Origin of the sequence: Brevibacterium samyangense (assembly GCF_039529845.1) — a bacterium.
In the GTDB taxonomy this organism is placed as follows: Bacteria; Actinomycetota; Actinomycetes; order Actinomycetales; family Brevibacteriaceae; genus Brevibacterium; species Brevibacterium samyangense.
Genome location: NZ_BAAANO010000018.1, coordinates 133,996 through 152,768 on the forward strand (window position 1 = coordinate 133,996; position 18,773 = coordinate 152,768).

Annotated in this window: 17 protein-coding genes, 2 tRNA genes and 3 pseudogenes; 4 read left to right on the top strand and 18 right to left on the bottom strand. The window is 68.3% G+C overall.

What is annotated here, in order from left to right:
* Nucleotides 1-25: 25 nt before the first annotated feature.
* Complete coding sequence (ku, locus tag ABD172_RS10510) at nucleotides 26-1,063, bottom strand: non-homologous end joining protein Ku (RefSeq protein WP_344309410.1); 1,038 nt, start codon at nucleotides 1,061-1,063, stop codon at nucleotides 26-28.
* Between the two features lie 121 nt (nucleotides 1,064-1,184).
* Between ku and ABD172_RS10515 the strand changes: the two genes are divergently transcribed.
* Nucleotides 1,185-3,770, top strand: coding sequence for an ATP-dependent DNA ligase (locus tag ABD172_RS10515; protein ID WP_344309412.1), 2,586 nt, complete (start codon nucleotides 1,185-1,187; stop codon nucleotides 3,768-3,770).
* Nucleotides 3,771-3,814: 44 nt separating this feature from the next.
* Here the strand turns inward: ABD172_RS10515 and ABD172_RS10520 are convergent, their stop codons facing one another.
* The 11 genes and pseudogenes from ABD172_RS10520 to ABD172_RS10570 form a co-directional block, all read right to left on the bottom strand.
* Nucleotides 3,815-4,747 (bottom strand): DUF1801 domain-containing protein, encoded by a 933-nt coding sequence (locus ABD172_RS10520; RefSeq protein WP_344309414.1) that lies wholly within the window; start codon nucleotides 4,745-4,747, stop codon nucleotides 3,815-3,817.
* A gap of 10 nt (nucleotides 4,748-4,757) precedes the next feature.
* On the bottom strand, nucleotides 4,758-5,432 hold the full coding sequence (locus ABD172_RS10525; protein WP_344309416.1) for a DUF2087 domain-containing protein: 675 nt from the start codon (nucleotides 5,430-5,432) through the stop codon (nucleotides 4,758-4,760).
* 53 nt (nucleotides 5,433-5,485) lie between these two features.
* Nucleotides 5,486-6,517, bottom strand: a complete 1,032-nt coding sequence (gene mmuM, locus ABD172_RS10530) for a homocysteine S-methyltransferase (RefSeq protein ID WP_344309418.1) — start codon at nucleotides 6,515-6,517, stop codon at nucleotides 5,486-5,488.
* A 7-nt stretch (nucleotides 6,518-6,524) separates the two neighbouring features.
* The gene (locus tag ABD172_RS10535) at nucleotides 6,525-7,874 is read right to left on the bottom strand and encodes an MFS transporter (protein WP_344309420.1); all 1,350 of its coding nucleotides are present in this window, start codon (nucleotides 7,872-7,874) and stop codon (nucleotides 6,525-6,527) included.
* 122 nt (nucleotides 7,875-7,996) lie between these two features.
* The gene (locus ABD172_RS10540) at nucleotides 7,997-8,377 is read right to left on the bottom strand and encodes a hypothetical protein (protein WP_344309422.1); all 381 of its coding nucleotides are present in this window, start codon (nucleotides 8,375-8,377) and stop codon (nucleotides 7,997-7,999) included.
* 13 nt (nucleotides 8,378-8,390) lie between these two features.
* Nucleotides 8,391-8,846, bottom strand: coding sequence for a TetR/AcrR family transcriptional regulator (locus ABD172_RS10545; protein ID WP_344309425.1), 456 nt, complete (start codon nucleotides 8,844-8,846; stop codon nucleotides 8,391-8,393).
* Nucleotides 8,847-8,974: 128 nt separating this feature from the next.
* Nucleotides 8,975-9,721: a ketopantoate reductase family protein gene (locus tag ABD172_RS10550; protein ID WP_344309427.1), complete on the bottom strand. Its 747-nt coding sequence runs from the start codon at nucleotides 9,719-9,721 to the stop codon at nucleotides 8,975-8,977.
* A 209-nt stretch (nucleotides 9,722-9,930) separates the two neighbouring features.
* Entirely contained in the window at nucleotides 9,931-10,824 is an 894-nt protein-coding gene (locus tag ABD172_RS10555; protein WP_344309453.1) for a mandelate racemase/muconate lactonizing enzyme family protein, read from the bottom strand.
* Nucleotides 10,813-11,028 (bottom strand): annotated as a pseudogene (locus tag ABD172_RS10560) (galactonate dehydratase); the annotation flags it as partial. The pseudogene ABD172_RS10560 and the gene ABD172_RS10555, both read right to left, overlap by 12 nt.
* Before the next feature lie 118 nt (nucleotides 11,029-11,146).
* A pseudogene (locus ABD172_RS10565) lies at nucleotides 11,147-12,402 on the bottom strand (2-hydroxycarboxylate transporter family protein).
* A complete protein-coding gene (locus tag ABD172_RS10570) occupies nucleotides 12,318-13,634 on the bottom strand; it encodes a tartrate dehydrogenase (RefSeq protein WP_344309429.1) in 1,317 nt (438 codons plus the stop codon). The pseudogene ABD172_RS10565 and the gene ABD172_RS10570 overlap by 85 nt, the downstream one beginning before the upstream one ends.
* A 137-nt stretch (nucleotides 13,635-13,771) precedes the next feature.
* On the opposite strand from ABD172_RS10570, the gene ABD172_RS10575 reads away from it, so the two are divergent.
* A complete protein-coding gene (locus tag ABD172_RS10575; RefSeq protein WP_344309432.1) occupies nucleotides 13,772-14,590 on the top strand; it encodes a LysR family transcriptional regulator in 819 nt (272 codons plus the stop codon).
* Between the two features lie 85 nt (nucleotides 14,591-14,675).
* On the opposite strand, the gene ABD172_RS10580 is transcribed toward ABD172_RS10575, so the two are convergent.
* A tRNA-Ala gene (locus ABD172_RS10580) sits at nucleotides 14,676-14,748 on the bottom strand.
* A gap of 66 nt (nucleotides 14,749-14,814) precedes the next feature.
* Nucleotides 14,815-15,219 (bottom strand): MmcQ/YjbR family DNA-binding protein, encoded by a 405-nt coding sequence (locus ABD172_RS10585; RefSeq protein WP_344309434.1) that lies wholly within the window; start codon nucleotides 15,217-15,219, stop codon nucleotides 14,815-14,817.
* Between the two features lie 89 nt (nucleotides 15,220-15,308).
* Between ABD172_RS10585 and ABD172_RS10590 the strand changes: the two genes are divergently transcribed.
* Both ABD172_RS10590 and ABD172_RS10595 read left to right on the top strand, forming a co-directional pair.
* Nucleotides 15,309-15,896 (top strand): helix-turn-helix domain-containing protein, encoded by a 588-nt coding sequence (locus tag ABD172_RS10590; protein WP_344309436.1) that lies wholly within the window; start codon nucleotides 15,309-15,311, stop codon nucleotides 15,894-15,896.
* A 49-nt stretch (nucleotides 15,897-15,945) separates the two neighbouring features.
* Entirely contained in the window at nucleotides 15,946-16,671 is a 726-nt protein-coding gene (locus tag ABD172_RS10595) for a B3/B4 domain-containing protein (RefSeq protein ID WP_344309438.1), read from the top strand.
* A gap of 90 nt (nucleotides 16,672-16,761) precedes the next feature.
* Here the strand turns inward: ABD172_RS10595 and ABD172_RS10600 are convergent, their stop codons facing one another.
* From ABD172_RS10600 to ABD172_RS10615, 4 genes and pseudogenes are all read right to left on the bottom strand, one after another.
* Nucleotides 16,762-17,223 (bottom strand): VOC family protein, encoded by a 462-nt coding sequence (locus ABD172_RS10600; RefSeq protein ID WP_344309440.1) that lies wholly within the window; start codon nucleotides 17,221-17,223, stop codon nucleotides 16,762-16,764.
* 339 nt (nucleotides 17,224-17,562) lie between these two features.
* Nucleotides 17,563-18,048 (bottom strand): annotated as a pseudogene (locus ABD172_RS15335) (nuclease-related domain-containing protein); the annotation flags it as partial.
* Between the two features lie 151 nt (nucleotides 18,049-18,199).
* Nucleotides 18,200-18,273, bottom strand: a tRNA-Met gene (locus tag ABD172_RS10610).
* Between the two features lie 139 nt (nucleotides 18,274-18,412).
* Nucleotides 18,413-18,773: hypothetical protein (locus tag ABD172_RS10615; protein WP_344309444.1), on the bottom strand; the 361-nt coding region annotated here is incomplete at its 5' end.

An 18,773-nucleotide genomic window follows, 5' to 3' on the forward strand; every position in this document is an offset into this window, starting at 1 on the left:
GGCGCGGCCCTGGGATGTCCTTAGACTAGCTGGCCTTCCGTTCCCTCTTCTGCGGCTTCTTCCCAGCGGAGTCCCCGCGTGTCCCCGATTTCCCTGAGGTCTTCTTCTTCGACGCCGCGGACTTCTTCCCGTCGGACTTCTTCGCGTCGGACTTCTTCGCGTCGGACTTCTTCGTGGCAGACGCTTTCCCGCCCGACTTCTTCGTGGACGATGTGCTCCCGCCGGTCTTCCTCGCCGAGGACGTGCCGGCGGACTTCGTGTTCCCACTGCCGTTCCCCCGCCGGGAGTCGACGCTGCGCTTGAGCGCCTCCATGAGGTCGACGACGTTCCCGCCGTCCTCCTCGTCCTCGTCCGGGGAGCCGAAGGTCGCCTCGGTGTCGAGCGCCTCACCCTTCTCGATCTTCTCCTCGATGAGCGTGCGCAGTTGCTCCTGGTATTCGTCGACGTACTTCTCCGGTTCGAAGTCCTCGGAGTACTGCTCGACGAGTGCTTCGGCCATCTCGAGTTCCTTCGCGCTGATCCGCGGGGGCTTCTTCGTCGCCTCGAAGTCCGCCTCCCTCACCTCGTCGGCCCAGCGCATGGCCTGGAGGACGATCGTGTTCCCGCGCACGCGGAGCACGCCGAGGCGGGTCTTCGACCGCAGGGCGAACTGGACGACGGCCGTGCGGGAGGTGGATTCGAGCGTCCGGCGCAGGAGGACGTACGCCTTGGGCGAGCGCGAGGCCGGTTCGAGGAAGTAGCTCTTCTCGAGGGACAGGGGGTCGATCTGGTCGTCGGGGACGAACTGGACGACCTCGATCTCGTGTTCCCGGTCCGCCGGGAGCGCCTCGATCTCCTCGTCGCGCAGGACGATGGTGTCCTCGCCGTCGGCGTACGCCTTGTCGATGTCCTCGTAGTCGATCGTCTTCTCGCAGACCTCGCAGCGGCGTTCGTACCGGATGCGTCCGCCGTCGGCGTCGTGGACCTGGTGGAGCGAGACGTCGTGGTCCCGTGTGGCCGAGTAGAGCTTCACCGGAACGCTCACGAGGCCGAACGCCACGTCTCCGGACCACAGTGCTCGCATGCCGTCCTCCTCGGGCCCCCGCACGGGGCGGGCGTTGGAACGATCGTCGTCGACCTCTCCCATCCTAGGAAGGGCCAGGGCTAGAGTGAAGGCCCACGAGGGCCCGAGGGAGGGAGTGCTCATGAGTCCCGCACGACGTCGCACCGTGAGGCTCGGCGGGCGTCGTCTCTCGCTGAGCAACGAGGACAAGATCCTCTACCCCGAGGACGGGACGACGAAGGGCGATGTCCTCGGGTACTTCCTCGCCGTCGCCGAGGTGCTCATGGCCGCGGCGGCCCACCGTCCGGTGACGCGGAAGCGGTGGCCGGACGGCGTGGGGACCGCGGACGACCCCGCACAGTCGTTCTTCCGGAAGGACCTCGAGGACTCGGCGCCGTCGTGGGTGCCCCGGGGGACCGTCGAGCATTCCGACCACTCGAACGCGTACCCGGTCGTCGACGACCCGTCGGTCCTCGCCTGGTTCGCTCAGGTCGCTGCCCTCGAACTCCACACCCCGCAGTGGCGGTTCGGACCCGAGGGCACACCGGAGAACCCGGACCGACTCGTGCTCGATCTCGACCCGGGCGAGGGCGCGGGCCTTCCGGAATGTGTCGAGGTCGCGTTCGCGTGCCGGGAGATCCTCGACGACATGGGGCTGCCGTCGGTGCCGGTGACCTCGGGTTCGAAGGGCATCCACCTGTACGCGGCGCTCGACGGCAGGTATTCCTCGACGCAGGTCTCCGAGGTCGCACACGAACTCGCGCGGTCCCTCGAGGCCGACCGGCCCGACCTCGTCGTGAGCGACATGAAGAAGGCGAAACGCACGGGGAAGGTCCTTCTCGACTGGAGCCAGAACTCGGCGAGCAAGACGACGGTGACGCCGTACTCCCCGCGCGGGCGTGCACGTCCCTTCGTGGCCGCACCCCGGACCTGGGAGGAGATCGGCCGGGAGGACCTCGACCATCTCGACATCCACGCGGTCCGCTCCCGGGTCGAGGCCGGCCTCGACCCGTTCGGGGAGGTCTTCGGTGCGCATACCTCGGGGACCACCTCCGCTGCCGAGGCGCCCCTCCCTCCGGAGGCCCCGTCACCTCCCGAGGATGCTCTCTCGACGTACCGCGCGAAGCGCGATCCGGCGAAGACCCCGGAACCGGTACCCGAGGACTCCCCGACGGACGCCTCGGACGCGCCCGACCACACGCCGATCTTCGTCGTCCAGGAACACCACGCCCGTCGCCTCCACTTCGACACCCGCCTCGAGCACCACGGAGTGCTCGTCTCCTGGGCCGTCCCCAAGGCGCCTCCGCTCGAGGTGGGGACCCGGCGCCTCGCGGTGCGCACCGAGGACCATCCGCTCGAGTACGCGACCTTCGAGGGCACGATCCCGAAGGGTGAGTACGGTGCGGGCGAGGTGACGATCTGGGATTCCGGGACGATCGAAATCGAGAAGTGGGAGGACGACGAGGTCATCGCCGTTCTCGACGGTCGGCCCGACGGCGGCCTCGGTGGGGTCCCCCGCCGGTACGTGTTCGTCCGGACCGACGACGAGGACCCGGCGTCGTGGCTCGTGCAACTCACGAAGAAACAGCCCCGGAGCCGCCGTGGCTCCTCACGCACCACTGCTCGCGCCTCCACGGACACCGGGGCGGGCAGCGGGAATGAGGAACGATCGAACACACGTTCGAATGCGGAGGTACGCCGCACCTCCAGGTCCACGTCCTCCGGCGCCTCGGCCACGGTCCCGGACCCACTCCCCGCACCGATGCTCGCGACAGCAGGGGATCCGTCCGACGTCCGCGGCGACGACTGGGTGTTCGAGGCGAAGTGGGACGGATACCGGGCGATCGGCGCTGTGGGCGAGGGCTGGGCTCTCCGGAGCCGCGGCGGGGAGGACTTCCGCAGGACGTTCCCGGAACTCGAGGACCTCGCACAGGCGTTTCCCCCGGGCACCGTCGTCGACGGGGAGATCGTGAGTCTGGACGCCCGGAACCGGCCGAGCTTCTCCCGGCTGCAACGCCGGGGCCGACTCTCCGGCGAGCGCGAGATCCGGACCGCGGCGGAGAAGGCCCCCGTCGATCTCTTCGTCTTCGACATCCTCCACACGGCCGCACACGGATCCCTGCTCCACACGCCCTATACGGAGCGCCGCGGGATCCTCCGTGCGCTCGCGGAGAAGTCGCGGGACATCCGGGAAGGGCGCGGTGGCCGGATCCACGTGCCGGAGGACCTCGGAACGGATCTCGCGGATGCCCTGGCGGTGAGTGAGGAACTCGGTCTCGAGGGCGTCGTCGCGAAACGTGCAGGTGGGCGGTACCTCCCGGGCAGGCGCGCCTCGGGTTGGGTCAAGCTCAAGCACGCTCATGCGCAGGAGGTCGTCGTCATCGGGTGGAGGGACGGCAGGGGCGAGCGCGCGGCGACGTTCGGTTCCCTGTTGCTCGCGGTCCCGGAGGTGGACGGGCTCACGTACGCGGGACGGGTGGGCACGGGATTCGACGGGGAGGAGCTCGCGGAACTCGCGGGGCGCCTCGGGCGAATGGTGCGGAAGACTCCCGCGGCACCGGACGTGCCGCCGGCGGACCGTCGTGATGCCCATTGGGTGACGCCGAAACTCGTCGCCGAGGTCGCGGCCTCGGGGCTCACCGGGGACCGGCGCCTGCGGCATCCGGTGTGGCGTGGACTGCGGCCGGACAAGACGGCGGACGAGGTGCGGTGGGAGATCGCGGAATAGCGTTCCCCGGAGTTCCCCGCGGCGGGCTCACCCCACGCCCGGGTTCACGCCCCGTTGCCCGGCGCCGCTCCTCCCTCACGGGCCCGTCCGGTCCACACGTCGACGCCGGTGAGCGCCTCGTAGGAACTCCGGACGAGGCGTTCGAGGACGTCGAGGTCGACGAGCTCGAGGTCCTTGATGGACACGCACCCGACCTTCGCCTCGTGCGGCCCGAGATCGGCGAGGAGTTCCGCATGGGCACCCACCCCGTCGGAGAGATAGAGAGCGGTGGCGTTGCTGCGGGGTGCGAACCCGGCGGCCGGCGCCTCGCCCGCGTGGCCGGAGTCGTAGCGGTACCGGTAGCTCCCGTACGCCACGATCCCCTTCCACACACGGGGCTCCACTCCGGTGACGCGGGCGTAGAGGTCGAGGAGCGTACGCGCGTCGCGGACGCGTTTCCTCGGCTTCACCCGGGCGAGGAGATCCTCGAGTTCCGAGGCGTCACCGGCCCCGGTGTCCGCAGACCCCGCTGAGGTGCCGCGCCTCGCCGGCCGGACGGACGCCTCGGGAGCCTCGGGAGCCGCCGAGGAGGCCGCCGCCTCGGCGAGGAGGGTGCGGAGTGTCTCGAGATCGAGGTTCTCGATGCGGGTGAAGCCGATGCTCGCCGCGCCGATCGTCACCTTCCCGAGCCGGTCCGCGTACTTCTGCCCGAGGTACTGCCGGCCGTCGACGGCGTTGACGTAGAGGCTGAAATTCCGCTTCTGGCGGGCGAGGCCGACGAGGAACCACTCGACGGTCCCACCGTTCGAGCGCGGCTGGGTGACGCGCCCGTACCCGATGATCGCCTGTTCGGTGCCGCCCCACAGCGTCCCGCGCCACACGACGCGCCCGGTGTCCGTGGGCAGTGAGGCCCGGATGAGCGTATCGAGCGTACGGAGGGAGTCGGCATGATCGGAGGAGGCGATGAAGGTGTCGACGTCCTCGTCGGTGATGTGCATGTCCTCAGTATCACCGAGTTCGACCGTCACGTCGCGGCGAACGTTCACTCCCGGCCGGGCGAACGGTTCCGGGAGGACTGTCACTCCCGACCGAGCGGACGGCTCCGAGCGGACGGCTCCGGGCGGACGGTCGATTCCGGCAAGGAAGGCCGAGGGAGGAGAACCAGGCGCTCTCGTAGGGTTCGACCTCCTGGGCGACCGAGGCGCTCCGGACCGGCCACTCCGTCGCGCGCCGGTACAAACCTCCGTGTCGTTCCATCCACCTGTAGTCGACGAGTTCGCGCCGCAGGGTCGCGACGTCCTCGTGCACGGCGCCGATGACGGCGTTCACCTCCGGTTCGGTGTACGTCCGGTCGAGGTCGAAGCGAGAGAGGAGCTCGAAGAGGACGACGACCTTCGCGCGGCGTTTCGTCGGGATCCGGGTGAGGCGGCCTGCGTCGTCGAAGAACGCGCGGACAGTGCGGTCGTAGAACGCGGCGGCCTGCGGATCGAGGGTGGTGCGCCAGGCTGGGGACGCGGCCCCGGTCGAGGGGGTGGGTGTCGCCTCGGCAGCCGTGGGAACATCCGATCGAACGTTCGTGGGGGCAGGAGAATCGAGCAGCGCCTGCCGCGCGGTCGTGTAGTTCTCGCCGGTGCGTTCCATGCGGGCACGGACGAGTTTCTTGAAGTCGCGATCCTTCGTCATGACGGTTCCTCCCGCACACGCCGTCCCCAGCCCGTCGTGCGCGCAGTACGTCATCAGCACGAGGATGTCGAGGCCCGAGAATCCGCTTCCCTTCGCCGTGGATGCTCTCGTACTGGGGCGAGTGCCGGCTGGGCGTCGGGCGGACGCCGCTGGGAAGGATTCCAGCGGCCCGCGAGGGCCGAGGCGATCCGGCGGATCTCCGCGGGAGTCACCCGGCAGCATCCGCCGATGAGGGAGGCTCCGAGGTCCGCCCACTCCCCCACGTACGCTGCGAGCGAAGCACCGGTCCCGGACCACGCGCGGGCCCGTGCGTCCCAGACCTCGCCGCTGTTCGGATAGGCGACGAGCGGGAGATCGGTGACGGTCCGGGCGAGGCGGAGAGCGGGCGTCACGTCCACGGCATCACAACAGTTGACGCCGACGGCGACGATGTCCGGGCAGTCCGCAGCGAGGGCGAAAGCGTCCGTCAGCGACTCCCCGCTGCGCAGCCGCCCGTCCTTCACGGTGACGCTGAGCCAAGCGGGCATGCCGGCGTCGAGGTCCGCGAGGGCTGCGCACAGCGCTGCGACCTCGGCGAGGGACGGGACCGTCTCGAGGGCGAGGAGGTCGGCGCCGGATCCTGCCAGTGCTTCCATGCGCGGCCGGTGCCACGCCCGCAGCTCACGAGTGCTCAGCCCGTAGGCACCCGTGTACTCGCTGCCGTCGGCGAGGTACGCACCGTAGGGCCCGACCGAGGCGGCGATCCACGCCTCGTCGGGCGTGAGCCCGGCACCCTCCCGCGCCTCCTGCGCGAGGCGGACGGATGCGGCGAGGGCGCGGTCCGCCTCGGCGGGGGTGCGGCCCACGGCGGCCACTCCCGGGTAGGACACCTGGTAGGAGGCGGTGGTGGCGATCTGGGCACCGGCGGTGAAGAACTCCTCGTGGGCGGCCCGGATCTCGTCCGGATCGTCCCAGAGGAGCTGCGCCGACCACAGGTCGGAGCTCACATCGTTGCCGCGGGACTCGAGAAGTGTGCCGAGCCCGCCGTCGAGGACGACGGGCCCGCGGTCGAGCGCAGCGGCGAGGGATGCCGGGAGTCCGGTCACGGCGGACTCACGCACGGTTGAGGGCGAGTTCCGTCCTCCGCACCTGGCGGGAGGTGATGAGGAGGCCGACGATCGAGAGCACACCCGCGAGGGCGATGTACCCGGAGATGCCGGTGCTGCCGCCGGACTGCGCGAGGAGCGCCTGGGCGATCGTGGGCGAGAGGCCGCCGCCGAGCACCGCGCCGAGGTTGTAGGAAAACGCGACGCCGGAGTAGCGGACCTCGGGCGCGAAGAGGCTCACGTAGAAGGCGGCCATGGGGCCGAAGACGAAGCTCACGCCGATGTACGCGACGATGAACGCGAGGTACACGAGCGGCAGCTGTGCGGTGTCGAAGAGGAGGAAGAACGGGAACGCCCAGAGCACCTGGAAGACGGCGCCGCACACCATGACCCGGAAGATGCCGAAGCGATCGGCGAGGGCGCCTGCGACGAACACGGCGATGAGCTGACCGACGGAGCCCACGAGGCTCACGAAGAGGATGTCGGTGCGTTCGAGGCCGAGCTGGGCGGTGCCGTAACTCGTGCTGAACGAGTTGATGATGAAGATGAACGCGTTGAAGCCGAGGTTCACGAGCGCACCGCCGAGGAGGAGCGGGAACGCAGTGGCGAACACCCGTGCGAGCGGCAGCTTCGGGCCGGCGCCCGATTCGACAGCGAGGCGCTTGAAGACCGGGCTCTCGGCGACGTCGAGGCGGATGTAGATGCCGATGGCGATGAGGATCGCGGAGGCGAGGAAGGGGATCCGCCATCCCCATTCGAGGAAGGCCGGGCCGGTGGCGATCGCGACGAGGTTGAAGACGCCGATGCCGAGGATGCTGCCGATCGGGGACCCGGCGGTGACGAAGGCACCGAAGAAGGCCTTGCGCCCCCGGGGCGCGTGTTCAGTCACCATGATGAAGGCGCCGGACTGCTCGCCGCCCATGAAGAAGCCCTGGAGGACGCGGAGGACCACGAGGAGGGTGGGGGCGAGGAGCCCGACGGAGGCGAAGGTCGGGAGGAGACCGATCGCGACGGTGCAGACGCCGGTGGCGACGAGCGAGATGACGAGCATCGTCTTCCGGGAGAACCGGTCACCAAAGTGGCCGAAGACGATGCCACCGAGCGGACGGGAGACGAACCCGGCACCGAAGGTCATGAAGGACAGCAGGACGCCGATGACCGGTTCGGACTCCGGGAAGAAGAGCTGGGGAAACACGAGGCCGGCGGCGAGACCGAAGATGAGGAAGTCGTAGAGCTCGATGCCGGTGCCGAACGCACTCGCGGCGGCGATCTTCCGCATCTGGCGTGGGGTGGTGGTCGTGTGTTCCACCGCGTCCGCTTCCGTGACGGGGCCCGTCTCCGTTGCCGAGGCGCTCATCCGTGGGTCTCCTTCTGGTCCGTTCACGCTCTCCCGTGAGAAGCGCGCCCTGGATTGTCCCCCGGATCGCGTTCCACACTGTGATGCGTTTCTCATTCTGAGACAGGCAGGAGGGTCGCGCCTCAGTGTGCGAGGGCGGTCTCGATCTCCCGCACGACGGATTCCGGGTCGTCGACCTCGACGATGACGCGGACGAACTCCTCGTCGGTGAGGGTGATGACGACGGCCTTCTCCGGGTCCTTCACGTCCCAGAAGACCGGTTCGCCGTCCTGGACGAAGGTGCCCCCGAGGTAGCGACCGGGCACGTCCGTGCCGAGGCGCTTGTACCCGGGCCAGGTGCCCGCCTGCCGGAGGCCCGGCCAGCGGGTGGAGATGCCGGGATCCCACGTGGCGCCTCGGACATGGGCGAGCGGGACCGTGATCTCGTTCCGGAACGTGCCGATCCGGCGGAGGCCGGTCATCGTGATAGTGAGGGTGTCGTCGGTGATGGTCGTGCGTGCCATGGTGTTTCCTTTCTCACTCGCCGCGCGTGCGGGCGACGCGGTCGGCGATGCCTGCGCGGTCGAGCAGGCGGGCGAACAGCCGGTGGGCGACGAGGGTTCCCGATCGCGCGGAGGATTCCTGCGGGGACCCGCTGCGGTGGGCCCCGCGCGCGAGTTCCTCACCGAGGCGCGCGATGGCCCGGACCGCACCGTCGGCCACCTTCCCGTCGACCGCCGCGCGCTCTCGCAGTGCGACGGTGAGGAGATCCGTGAGGAGGTCCGCCTGTAGCCCCGGAGCGTCGACGACGCCCGTGAAGCTCTCGCGGAAGAGTTCGGCCTTGCTGCCGAATGCGGCGTAGATACTGCCGCGTTGGAGCCCGGTGGCCTCGACGAGGCGGCTCATCGACGTGCCCTCGTAGCCGTACTCGGCGAACTGCTGCGCGGCACGGGAGAGGACTGCACTGCGGTCGAACTCGGGAATTCTGCCCATAACACGAGAGTACGTTTTCTTGACCGATCATTCAAGACCGATCGGTCAAGAATATTCGTCGGTGACACGGGCGCGGCGGAGGCGACGGTGACATGCGTGCGCAGGAGCGGGCCTTCACGGCTCGGGCCTCAGAGATAGGTGCGCTCCATGGCCCTCACGAGGGACGAGACCGCGGCGTTCACGGGCGTCGGCACCCCGGTGCCCGCTGCAGCGGTCACCACGGCGCCGTTGATCGCATCGATCTCGCACCGCCGCCTGTGCTGGACGTCGATGAGCATCGAGGGGCGCGCGTTCCCGATGGCTCCGCCGAGGTGCCGGATGTGTTCGAGGGGATCACCGACCTCGAGTGCCACTCCCCTGGCCTGGGCGACCGCGATCGCCTCCAGAGCACACGCGCGGGCGACCGGCCACGCGTCCGGATCGTCAAGGATCTGTCCGATCGTGAGCCCCGTGAGACTCGCCGGGCCGGAGAACGTGACGTTCATGATGAACTTCTCCCACACCATGCGGTCGATGTCCTCGAACAGACGGACGTCGAATCCCGAGGTGCTCCACACCTCGGCGCCGCGAGCCACCTCTGCCGCCGGCAACGTTCCGTACGAGCCGAACCGGACGAGTTCCATACCGTTGTGGTGGGCAACACCCGGCTCGGGAAGTAAGGCGCCGAAGCCGCCCACGACACCGACGGACAATCGTTCGGGGCCGAGCACGCCGGCCACCCGGTCGGCCGATCCGAGACCGTTCTGGATCGACTGGACGATCGTCCCGGAACCGACGAGGGGCCGCGCATCGTGCGCTGCGCGTTCGACATCGAACGCCTTCGTCGCGATGACCACGAGGTCGGCGGTTCCGAGACCGTCGATCGTCGTCGACACGGAGCCCGTGTGCCCTCACCGCCGCCACATGGTCCTCGAAGAGGCTCACCCCGTGGACCTCGTGGCCGGCGTCCTGCATGAGAGCGGCATAGACCGATCCCATTGCACCCATACCGACGATCACGACCTTCGCCATCAGTTCTCTCCTTCTCGATGTGTGATCCGCTTCCCGAGACGTGTGAATCGTCTTCCGGACCGGCGCGGCCGCGTCATTCGTCGATGACCGACCCGTCGACGCGGAGGCGGGTGAGCACTGGGACACGCGTGGGCGGGAACTTGCCTGCCACGGCCTCATCGACGTGAACACCCAGCCCGGGCGCCTGGCTCCGGGGAACGTATCCCTCGACCGCCTCGGGCGTGCCGACCACGATGTCCTTCTGGGAGATCTCCTGGCGGGCGTCCCCGGAGGCCGTGTACAGCGCAGTGGCGGGCATGCGCTCGTGGTCGGGCAGTTCCATGAGCGCGAGGTTCGGCACGGCGAGCGCCACCTGGAGGCAGGCTGCGGTGCTCAGCGGCGAGAGCGGATTGTGCGGCACGACCTGGGACCCGACGGCGTGTGCGACTGCGGCGATCCGCATGGCGCCGGTGATACCGCCGGCGAGGCACACGCTGATGCGGGTGTAGGCAATGGGTGCCCGGGAATGGAGCATCTGGAACTCCTCGACGGTGTGGAGGCGCTCGCCGGTGGCGATGGGGACGCGGGAGCGCTGTGCCACGGAGGCCATCGCGTCGAGGTTGTCGGGGCGGACGGGGTCCTCGAGGAAGAGGGGGTCGCAGTCGACGACCTGATCGCCGAACCGGATCGCCTCGGCAGGGGTGAGACGGCGGTGGAGCTCGACACAGAGGTCGACTGCTCCGGCGGTGGCCTCCGCAATGCGGTGGAGGTTGTCCGCCGCACTGCGGATGTAGCGGGTTCCCGTCTCGTGCTGGGGCCGGGAGCGATCCGCGTCGAGGAACGGTGACAGGTGGCCGACTGCGGTGTACCCCGCGCGCACCGCCGAGGTGCAATCGTCGATGAGGTCCGCGAGCGAGGACCCGGTGACGTGTGTGTACACACGTACCGAGGTCCTGCTCGCCCCTCCGAGCAGTTCGTGCACCGGCACGCCGAGGCGCTTGCCCGCGAGGTCCCACAGCGCGATGTCGATGGCGCTCAGTGCGCCCATGATGGCCGCCCCGCGGAAGTGGAAAGCGCGGTACATGAACTCCCAGTGATGGGTGATCCGCCGGGGATCCTGCCCGACGAGGTATTCGCCGAAGGACCGGACGACCTCGGCCGCGGCTTCCTGGAACCCCAGGCTCCCGACTCCCCGAAGCCCACGAGCCCGTCGTCGGTCGTGACCTTCACGTACAGGAAACGGTTGATGTGAAGGGGTTCGACGGAGGTGATGCGGGGCATGGGGGTTCTCCTTCGGAGGACGTCATGGATCAGAGGAAGAGCGGCGCGAGGATCGAGAGGAGGATGAGCATGAGAGCACCACCGAGGCGGGAGGCGATCTGGAGGAACGGCATGAGTCCCATCCGATCGGAGGCGCCGAGGACTGCGACGTCCCCGGATCCGCCCATATCCGCCATGCCGAGGCCCGCACTGATGGAGCCCTCGACGAAGTAGAACCCGACGAGCCATGCGACGAGGCCCGCGGCTGCCGCAGCGACGACGACGGTCACGACGACGATGATCATGTAGGCCGGCTCCGACGCGACCTGCAGGACGGCATCGAAATCGATCATCCCTGCACTGATGGAGACGAGTACGGCCGGGACCCAGACAGCGGAGATGAAGTCGTACCACTGCTCCGCACCGAGGTTGAGGCGTTCGGGGATGATGTTCGTGATCTTGAGGAGGGCCGCAACGATGATGATCCACACGTACGCGTGGAGCCCCGGGACGATCTCTGCGAGGACCTGGCCGATGACGTACACGCCGACGGTGAGCGTGAGGCCTACACCGAGGTCACGAACGGTGAGGGGTCCTTTGTCCGACGCCTTCGAGTAGTCGAAGTCGCCGCGACGCAGCATGCGGCCCTCGCCGTTGAACCACGGTTTCTTCACGACCTTGCCGAGGGCGTTGAGAGTCCCGGCGACGACGATGCAGGTCATGTTCCCGACGACCACCGCAGGGGCGAGTTGTTCGAGGAACCGGGCGGGGTCGCCTCGGTGGCCGAGGCGTAGATCTCGGACATCGGAACGGCACCCGCGGCCATTCCGCCGCCCATGATCGGGCCCACGACGAGCATCATCGCGTTGCCGGCGCCGAATCCGGTGACGAGACCGATGAGTGCGCCGACCGCGAGTGCGGTCACGACACCCGCGGCGACGGGCGCGAAGAACCGCGCTCAGACGTTCACGAGGAGTCTGCGGTCCATTCCGAGCAGGGATCCGACGATGAGGCCGGTGACGACGAATTCGGAGAATCCGAGCTCGTTGTAGAAGTCGTCGGCGAGCGTCGCGAACGACTCGGGCATGAGCCCGGAGAACACGATGAGCGCGGGCCCGAGGATGCACATGAGCGCTCCCCCGCCGAAGGTGTTGAACACCGGGATCGCGTCGCCGAGTGCCTTGAGGCCGAACCCCAGGAGCATCGCGAGGGCCATACCGCTCACGATGTTCGTCGGCAGGAGCTCGAAATAGGCGGCAGCGAGGACGATGAGAAGGAGGACGAGGAAAGTAGGGCCACGGCACACCGGCGATCCTCGAGAGACCGGACCCGCGCCTTCGCGGTGGGACGTCCGGCGGAAGGCTCGATGCTTCCGTGCGCGTGTGTTGGGCATGCGTGTTCTGCGGGGTGGTGGCCTGTGGGGTGAGGTCGTGTTGCGCCATTGCAACTCCTGAACGGGGCCGAGCAGAGGGTCAGATCCTGGAGATGATCGCCTCTGCGAACGAGTGGGTTGTGCCGGTGCTCCCGACGTCGGGGGGTCGTGACGGAGGCGTCCGCGTCGGCGAGGACGCCTTCGAAGGCGTCGGTGATGCGGCGGGCAGCGGCCGGGAGACCGAGGTGCTCGAGCATGAGAGCACCGGACCAGATCTGCCCGATCGGGTTCGCGATTCCCTTCCCCGCGATATCGGGGGCGGAGCCGTGGACCGGTTCGAACAACGAGGGGAAAAGGCCTTCGGGATTGATGTTGGCACTCGGCGCCACTCCGATGGTGCCGGTGCATGCGGGACCGAGATCCGACAGGATGTCGCCGAAGAGGTTCGAGGCGACGACGACGTCGAAGGTGTGCGGCCGTTGGACGAAATGAGCCGTGAGGATGTCGATGTGGAACTGGTCGACCTCGACGTCCGGATAGCGGGAGGAGTTCGCGGCGAAGCGTTCGTCCCAGAAGGGCATGGTGATGGAGATGCCGTTGCTCTTCGTCGCCGAGGTGAGATGACCGCGCCGCTTCTGCGCGGTACGGAAGGCGAAGTCCATGACACGGTCGACACCGGTCCGGGTCATGACGGTCTCCTGGATCGCCATCTCCCGCCCGGTCCCGTCGAACAGTCGACCGCCGGCGTTCGAGTACTCGCCCTCGGTGTTCTCCCGCACGACGACGAAGTCGACGTCGCCGGGACCCCGGTCGCGCAAGGGCGAGACGATGCCCGGGAGGATCCGGCACGGTCGGATATTCACGTACTGGTCGAAGACACGGCGGAACTGCAGCAGACTCCCCCACAGGGAGACGTGGTCCGGGACTTCGTCGGGCCAGCCGACGGCGCCGAAATAGATCGCGTCGAAGCGACCGAGCGTCGTCTGCCAGTCCTCCGGGAGCATGGTGCCGTGTTCCCGGTAGTGGGCGACGCTCGCGAAGTCGAACCATTCGAACGCGATGTCGGTGCCGTCGGCTGTTGCCGCCTTCTGCACAGCGGCGACCCCGTGGGGCATGACCTCCTTGCCGATCCCGTCGCCGGGGATGACTGCGATCGAAAGTGCCATGGGCGGGGTCTCCTGCTGGGTGGGGATGCGTCGGGTCCGTGGGAGCCCCGGGCGGCGGTGCCCGGGTTGCGACGCGACGTTACGGCGGTGCGGAGAACCCCCACAAGGACTTTCGGCGCAAGCACACTTTGCGTGATGTGCAACGCTGGTCCGGCAAGCCCGCAGTTCTCGATGAGGAGGAGTCGATTGTGATCTCCCGGGTGGACGACTTCCGGTTCTTCGGCGTGGTGGCGGCGTCACGGAGTCTCACGGAGGCGGGGAGAACCCTCGGCATCTCCGTGTCCGGCGTGAGCCGTCGACTCTCGGCTCTCGAGAACGACCTCGGCTTCGACCTGGTGGTCCGGGATCCACGGTCACTCACGCTCACACCGGAGGGCCGGAGGTTGGCGGACGGTGCGCGAAAGCTCGCGGTTGATGCCGAAGCCCTCGAGTTGTCCTCGGAGCCGGTGGACCTCTCGACGGCCACGTTCGACCTCATGATGAGCGTGGGCACCCTGAAGGACTCGGCGCTCGTGTACAAGAGACTGGTGTCGAATCGGCGGGTGATCTGTGCCTCGCCGGCGTATCTGCACAGGCACGGGGCGCCTCGGGAGCCCCGAGACCTGCACGACCACCGGTGCCTGCTGCTGGACCAGCACGACGTGAACTTCAATCGGTGGGAATTCGTGGTCGACGGCGAGGTCGAAGCCGTCACCGTCGACGGAGACCTCCGGTGCAACGACGGGGACGTCGTCGTCCGGTGGTGCCTCGAGGGCAAGGGCATCATGCTGCGATCGCTGTGGCACGTGCAGGAGCACCTCGCATCGGGCAGATTGGTGCGGGTTCTGCCGGACCTCCCGACGGTGGACGCCGATGTCTACCTCTTGCGTCCGCGGTCCGAGCACGTGTCGGCACGCGTCCGGACGCTTGCCGAGCATCTCATCGCGGAAGTGCCGAAGCGGGTTGTCTCCGAGTGAATGACGCTGCCAGGGCTGCCAGACCGACCGTGGAGCGACATGACGAAGGGCCCGGAACCTGATGGTTCCGGGCCCTCTCGTTCGGTGGAGGTAAGGGGATTCGAACCCCTGACCTTCTCCATGCCATGGAGACGCGCTACCAACTGCGCCATACCCCCGTGCCCCGTGGGACTCGTCAATGCTACACGAGCTCCGGGGGTGTCGAGAAATCGATGTGCCGCCCTTCATTCCGGCACCTTCTCGAACTCCTCGCGTCCACCGAAGGTCGCCGGGTCCACCGGCCTGTCCTTCTTCGGGAGCTTCGCGACGACGAGGCAGTACGAGTCGAGCACGATCTCCCTGAGCGCACTCTCGTCGACGGTGTCGCCTCCGACGATGCTCACCCAGTGCTTCTTGTTCATGTGATAGCCGGGCGAGATCTCCGGATGCAGCATCCGCAGCCCCTCGCCGTCGAGCGGTTCGACCTTCACCGTGACCATCGGCTCGCCGGTGACCTCGGTCGCGAGGAGGAAGACCCTCCCCTTCACCTTGAGCACGTCCCACTCCGGGCCGAAGGGGTGCGTGAGTTCGGTCGCGGGGAACTGGAGGCCGATCTCCTTCGCCGTCTCCACGAGCACTGCGCTGTCCATGCTGGGAGGGTACCGCGCCAAGGCGACCGGGACCGGAGCGAGGGAGAGAATCGACACCAGTGCACTTTTTGTGCACTATGCTGCACTCCATGACCACACCGGAAGAGCTCGCCTCCACCATCGGCGCCCGCGTACGATCCACCCGCATCGCGCGCGCGTGGACGCTCGACGCACTCGCCGAGTCGTCGGGGATCAGCCGACGCATGCTCGTCAACATCGAACACGGCACCGCGAACCCGAGCCTCGCGACCCTCCTGCGTCTGAGCGATGCGCTCGGGGTCGGCCTGCCCGCCCTTGTCGAGGGACCGCGCACCGACACGGTCTCCGTCACGCCGGCGGGCACCGGCTCCGTGCTCTGGACCGGCGAGGCGGGAGGCACCGGCACTCTCGTCGCCGGGACCGGGCCGCCCGACGTCGTCGAACTCTGGGACTGGACCCTCGGACCCGGCGACGCCCACACGAGTGAGGCACATGCCGCGGGGACCACGGAACTCCTCCACGTGATCTCCGGGCACCTCCGCCTCACCGTCGGCAGCGAGTCCTTCGACCTCTCCCCCGGCGACGCCGCCCGGTTCCCCGGCGACGTCCCTCATCGCTATGCGAACGCGGACGAGCACCCGTGCAGATTCGCACTCACAGTCTTCGAACCGGACGTCGGTACCGGTTCACACCCCTGAGTACCGACCCCCGCGACCTCACACTCCCCGACCACGAACGGAGTTCGTCATGGCCACCACCTCCCCCGACCTCGAAGCGTTCCTCGCCGATGCCCGCGTCGCACCCGAGGTCTTCTCCCTCCGCCCCGACTACCGTGCACTCCTCCTGGCGGTCGACGGCATCGAACCCGGGGCGTCCGACGCGACGACCGAGGCGCTCCTCACGGAGGCCGAGGCATCCGCTCGGGAGGTTCTCGCCGCCACTGCGGTCACCGATGTGCCCCACATCGCCGCATGGCGCGACGCATACCGCGCGTTCGGCGCGAAACCGCAGCGCACACGCAACAGCCTCGAGGCGCTCACCCGCCGCGCCGGGACGGGACTGCCCCGGGTCAATCGCCTCACGGATATCTACAACGCCGTCTCGGTCAAGCACCGGGTTCCGCTCGGAGGCGAGGACCTCTCTCGGTACGTCGGCCCTCCGCGCCTGGTCCGTGCCGCCGGGCACGAGGCCTTCGACACGGTCGACAGGGGTGAACCCGTCCTCGAACACCCCGAGGTCGGCGAGGTCGTGTGGCGCGACGACGCCGGTGTCACGTGCCGCCGGTGGAACTGGAGGCAGGGCCGACGAACTGCTCTCTCCGATTCCACGACGAGCGCCCTCTTCATCCTCGATGCGCTCGGCGTGCTCACCGACGAGGAGCTGCTCGCGGCGGGCGAGGAACTCGCCACTCACGTGGGGCGCCACGGTGCACGGGTGCGGATCGCACAGCGCCTGCTGCGCCACGACGGATGATCGCGCGCAGGCCCGGGTGAGGCGCGCGGGCGGCGCGGACCCATCGGTCGGGGGCAGCAGTCCGATCGGCACCTCCGCCGGTACCGGGGTTCAGGACTCGGCGGGCGGCGCCTCGGCGAGGGACAGGCTGTTGCCGTCGGGGTCGAGGATCGTCACGTGCCGGACGCCGTTCTCGTAGGTCTCGACGGGCTCGTGGGACAGCGACCCCGCAGCCCACCGGGCGAGGTACTCGTCGAGGTTCCCGACGCCGAGCGTCACCAGTCCCCCGCCGGCCCGCGCGGTGTCCGCGGTGACGAAGAGCCACGTGTGGGTGGAGAGTTGCCAGAGCGCCTCGTCCTCGATGATCTCGTCGGCCGGCCTGCCGAAGAACGCCTCGTACCAGCGGAGGGCGGATCCCATGATCCGCACCGGCATCCCGACGTAGGTGTCGACCTCCGAGGCGGTGCGCGCCTTGGGACCTGCGCTCGCCTCGTCCTGGTGCGGTTCAACATGTTCGGCGGAGTGCCGTGCATCCGCGAGTTCTTCGACCGAGGTTTCCTGGGTGGAGGACATGGGCGCACGGTAACGCGCGTGGGCGCCGGCGTCGAGGGTTCGTCTCACCTCGTCAGCGAGCAACAACCTGAGCAGGCTGCGAGGTGAACGAACATGGAGACCGCCGAACTCGAGATCGCCACCAAGGACCGGCCAATCCGCATCGATGAAACAGAGGGCGCCACGGACAGGGATCGCAAGTCGACTCTCCTCGATCACGTGCGCGACCGTCACGAGCTGCTTTTCCAGCCCCGCAATCAACTTCGAACAATCCCTGCCGCCGACATACAGCTTTTCCTCCCTTGGTCGGAGCAGCCCACCCTCGCGCCGTTTCTCAGGACGGCCCTTGTAGAGTTTTGCGTCTATGACCCAGACCGACCCCGCCATGACGACGATGTGATCGATGTTCGCTCGACTGCCCGGAATACGGCGATCATGAAGGACCGCTCCCTGGGAGCCGACCTTGCGATCCAGATACGCGCCGAGCTTGGCCTCACCACGAGCTCCTCGAGCCCATGAAGTCGTCGTGGACCGTTCTCCGGCCAACGCGACCGCCACCCCACCGAGACGCCCCCAATTCTGCCGAAGCTTCGACTCGTCCGCCGCCTTTCGCCGCTCGTATTCGCGGCGGGCCGAGGCACCTGGAACATCGGACCGCGCAGGTGTCTCACCGGATGAAGTAGGCGGGGCACACGAGAGGCACTTGACCCCCCTCGCAGCTGCATCATGGAGCGCCATGTCTCCCGAGGCCAACGCAGCTCCGCACGCTATGCACCGCCCGGGGTAGCGAAGCCGAATCCTGCGTTCTGGTGCCTGACCTGTTCGCCCTTGGCTCTTTTCAGTCATCACGAAACCTCCTCATCCGTTCTGGATCCTAGAGGAGGAAGCCTGCTCACCTGGGCGGGAAGGTTTCTGGGGCATGCACAATGCGGGCCCGAATCGCTCCGGGAATGGCGAAGGGTCCCGGTCGATTTCTCGATCGGGACCCTTCATTTCGTGGCGGGGGCAGGATTTGAACCTACGACCTCCGGGTTATGAGCCCGGCGAGCTACCGAACTGCTCCACCCCGCGGCAACTCGTAATACTTTACCGGATCAGAACTATCGCTTCCACCGCATGCGGCAGAAAAGCCGTGTGTCGCTGGTCTCATTCCGTACCTCCGACGGAATCGGAACCTCCGGGGCACGCAACGCGGAGCCACACCTCCGGATCATTCCGCCGATGGGCCGCGGCGCCCCACCCTGCGGATGACGTGCCGCCTCGGGTCGTCCTCGTCGAACCATGCGAGCACGCGCTCACCGACCCTCGGGATCGAGCCCGTCGGGAAGTACGCTTCACCTTCGACCTCATGGACAGCGCCGTCCGAGCCCGTGAGCGCGATCGAATAGCCGACTGCGGTGAAGGACGCGGACATCGCGTCCTGGCCCGGGCGAACCACCCGACTGAAAACACCCTCGGCCCGCTGCCCGCGGCGGAGCAACTTCGTTCGCCGGACCCACCCGACAACGCGCGCGAGGAACAATGTCAAGTCCCGGGTTTCGTAGACAGTGAACGTGCGTTCAGGATTTGAA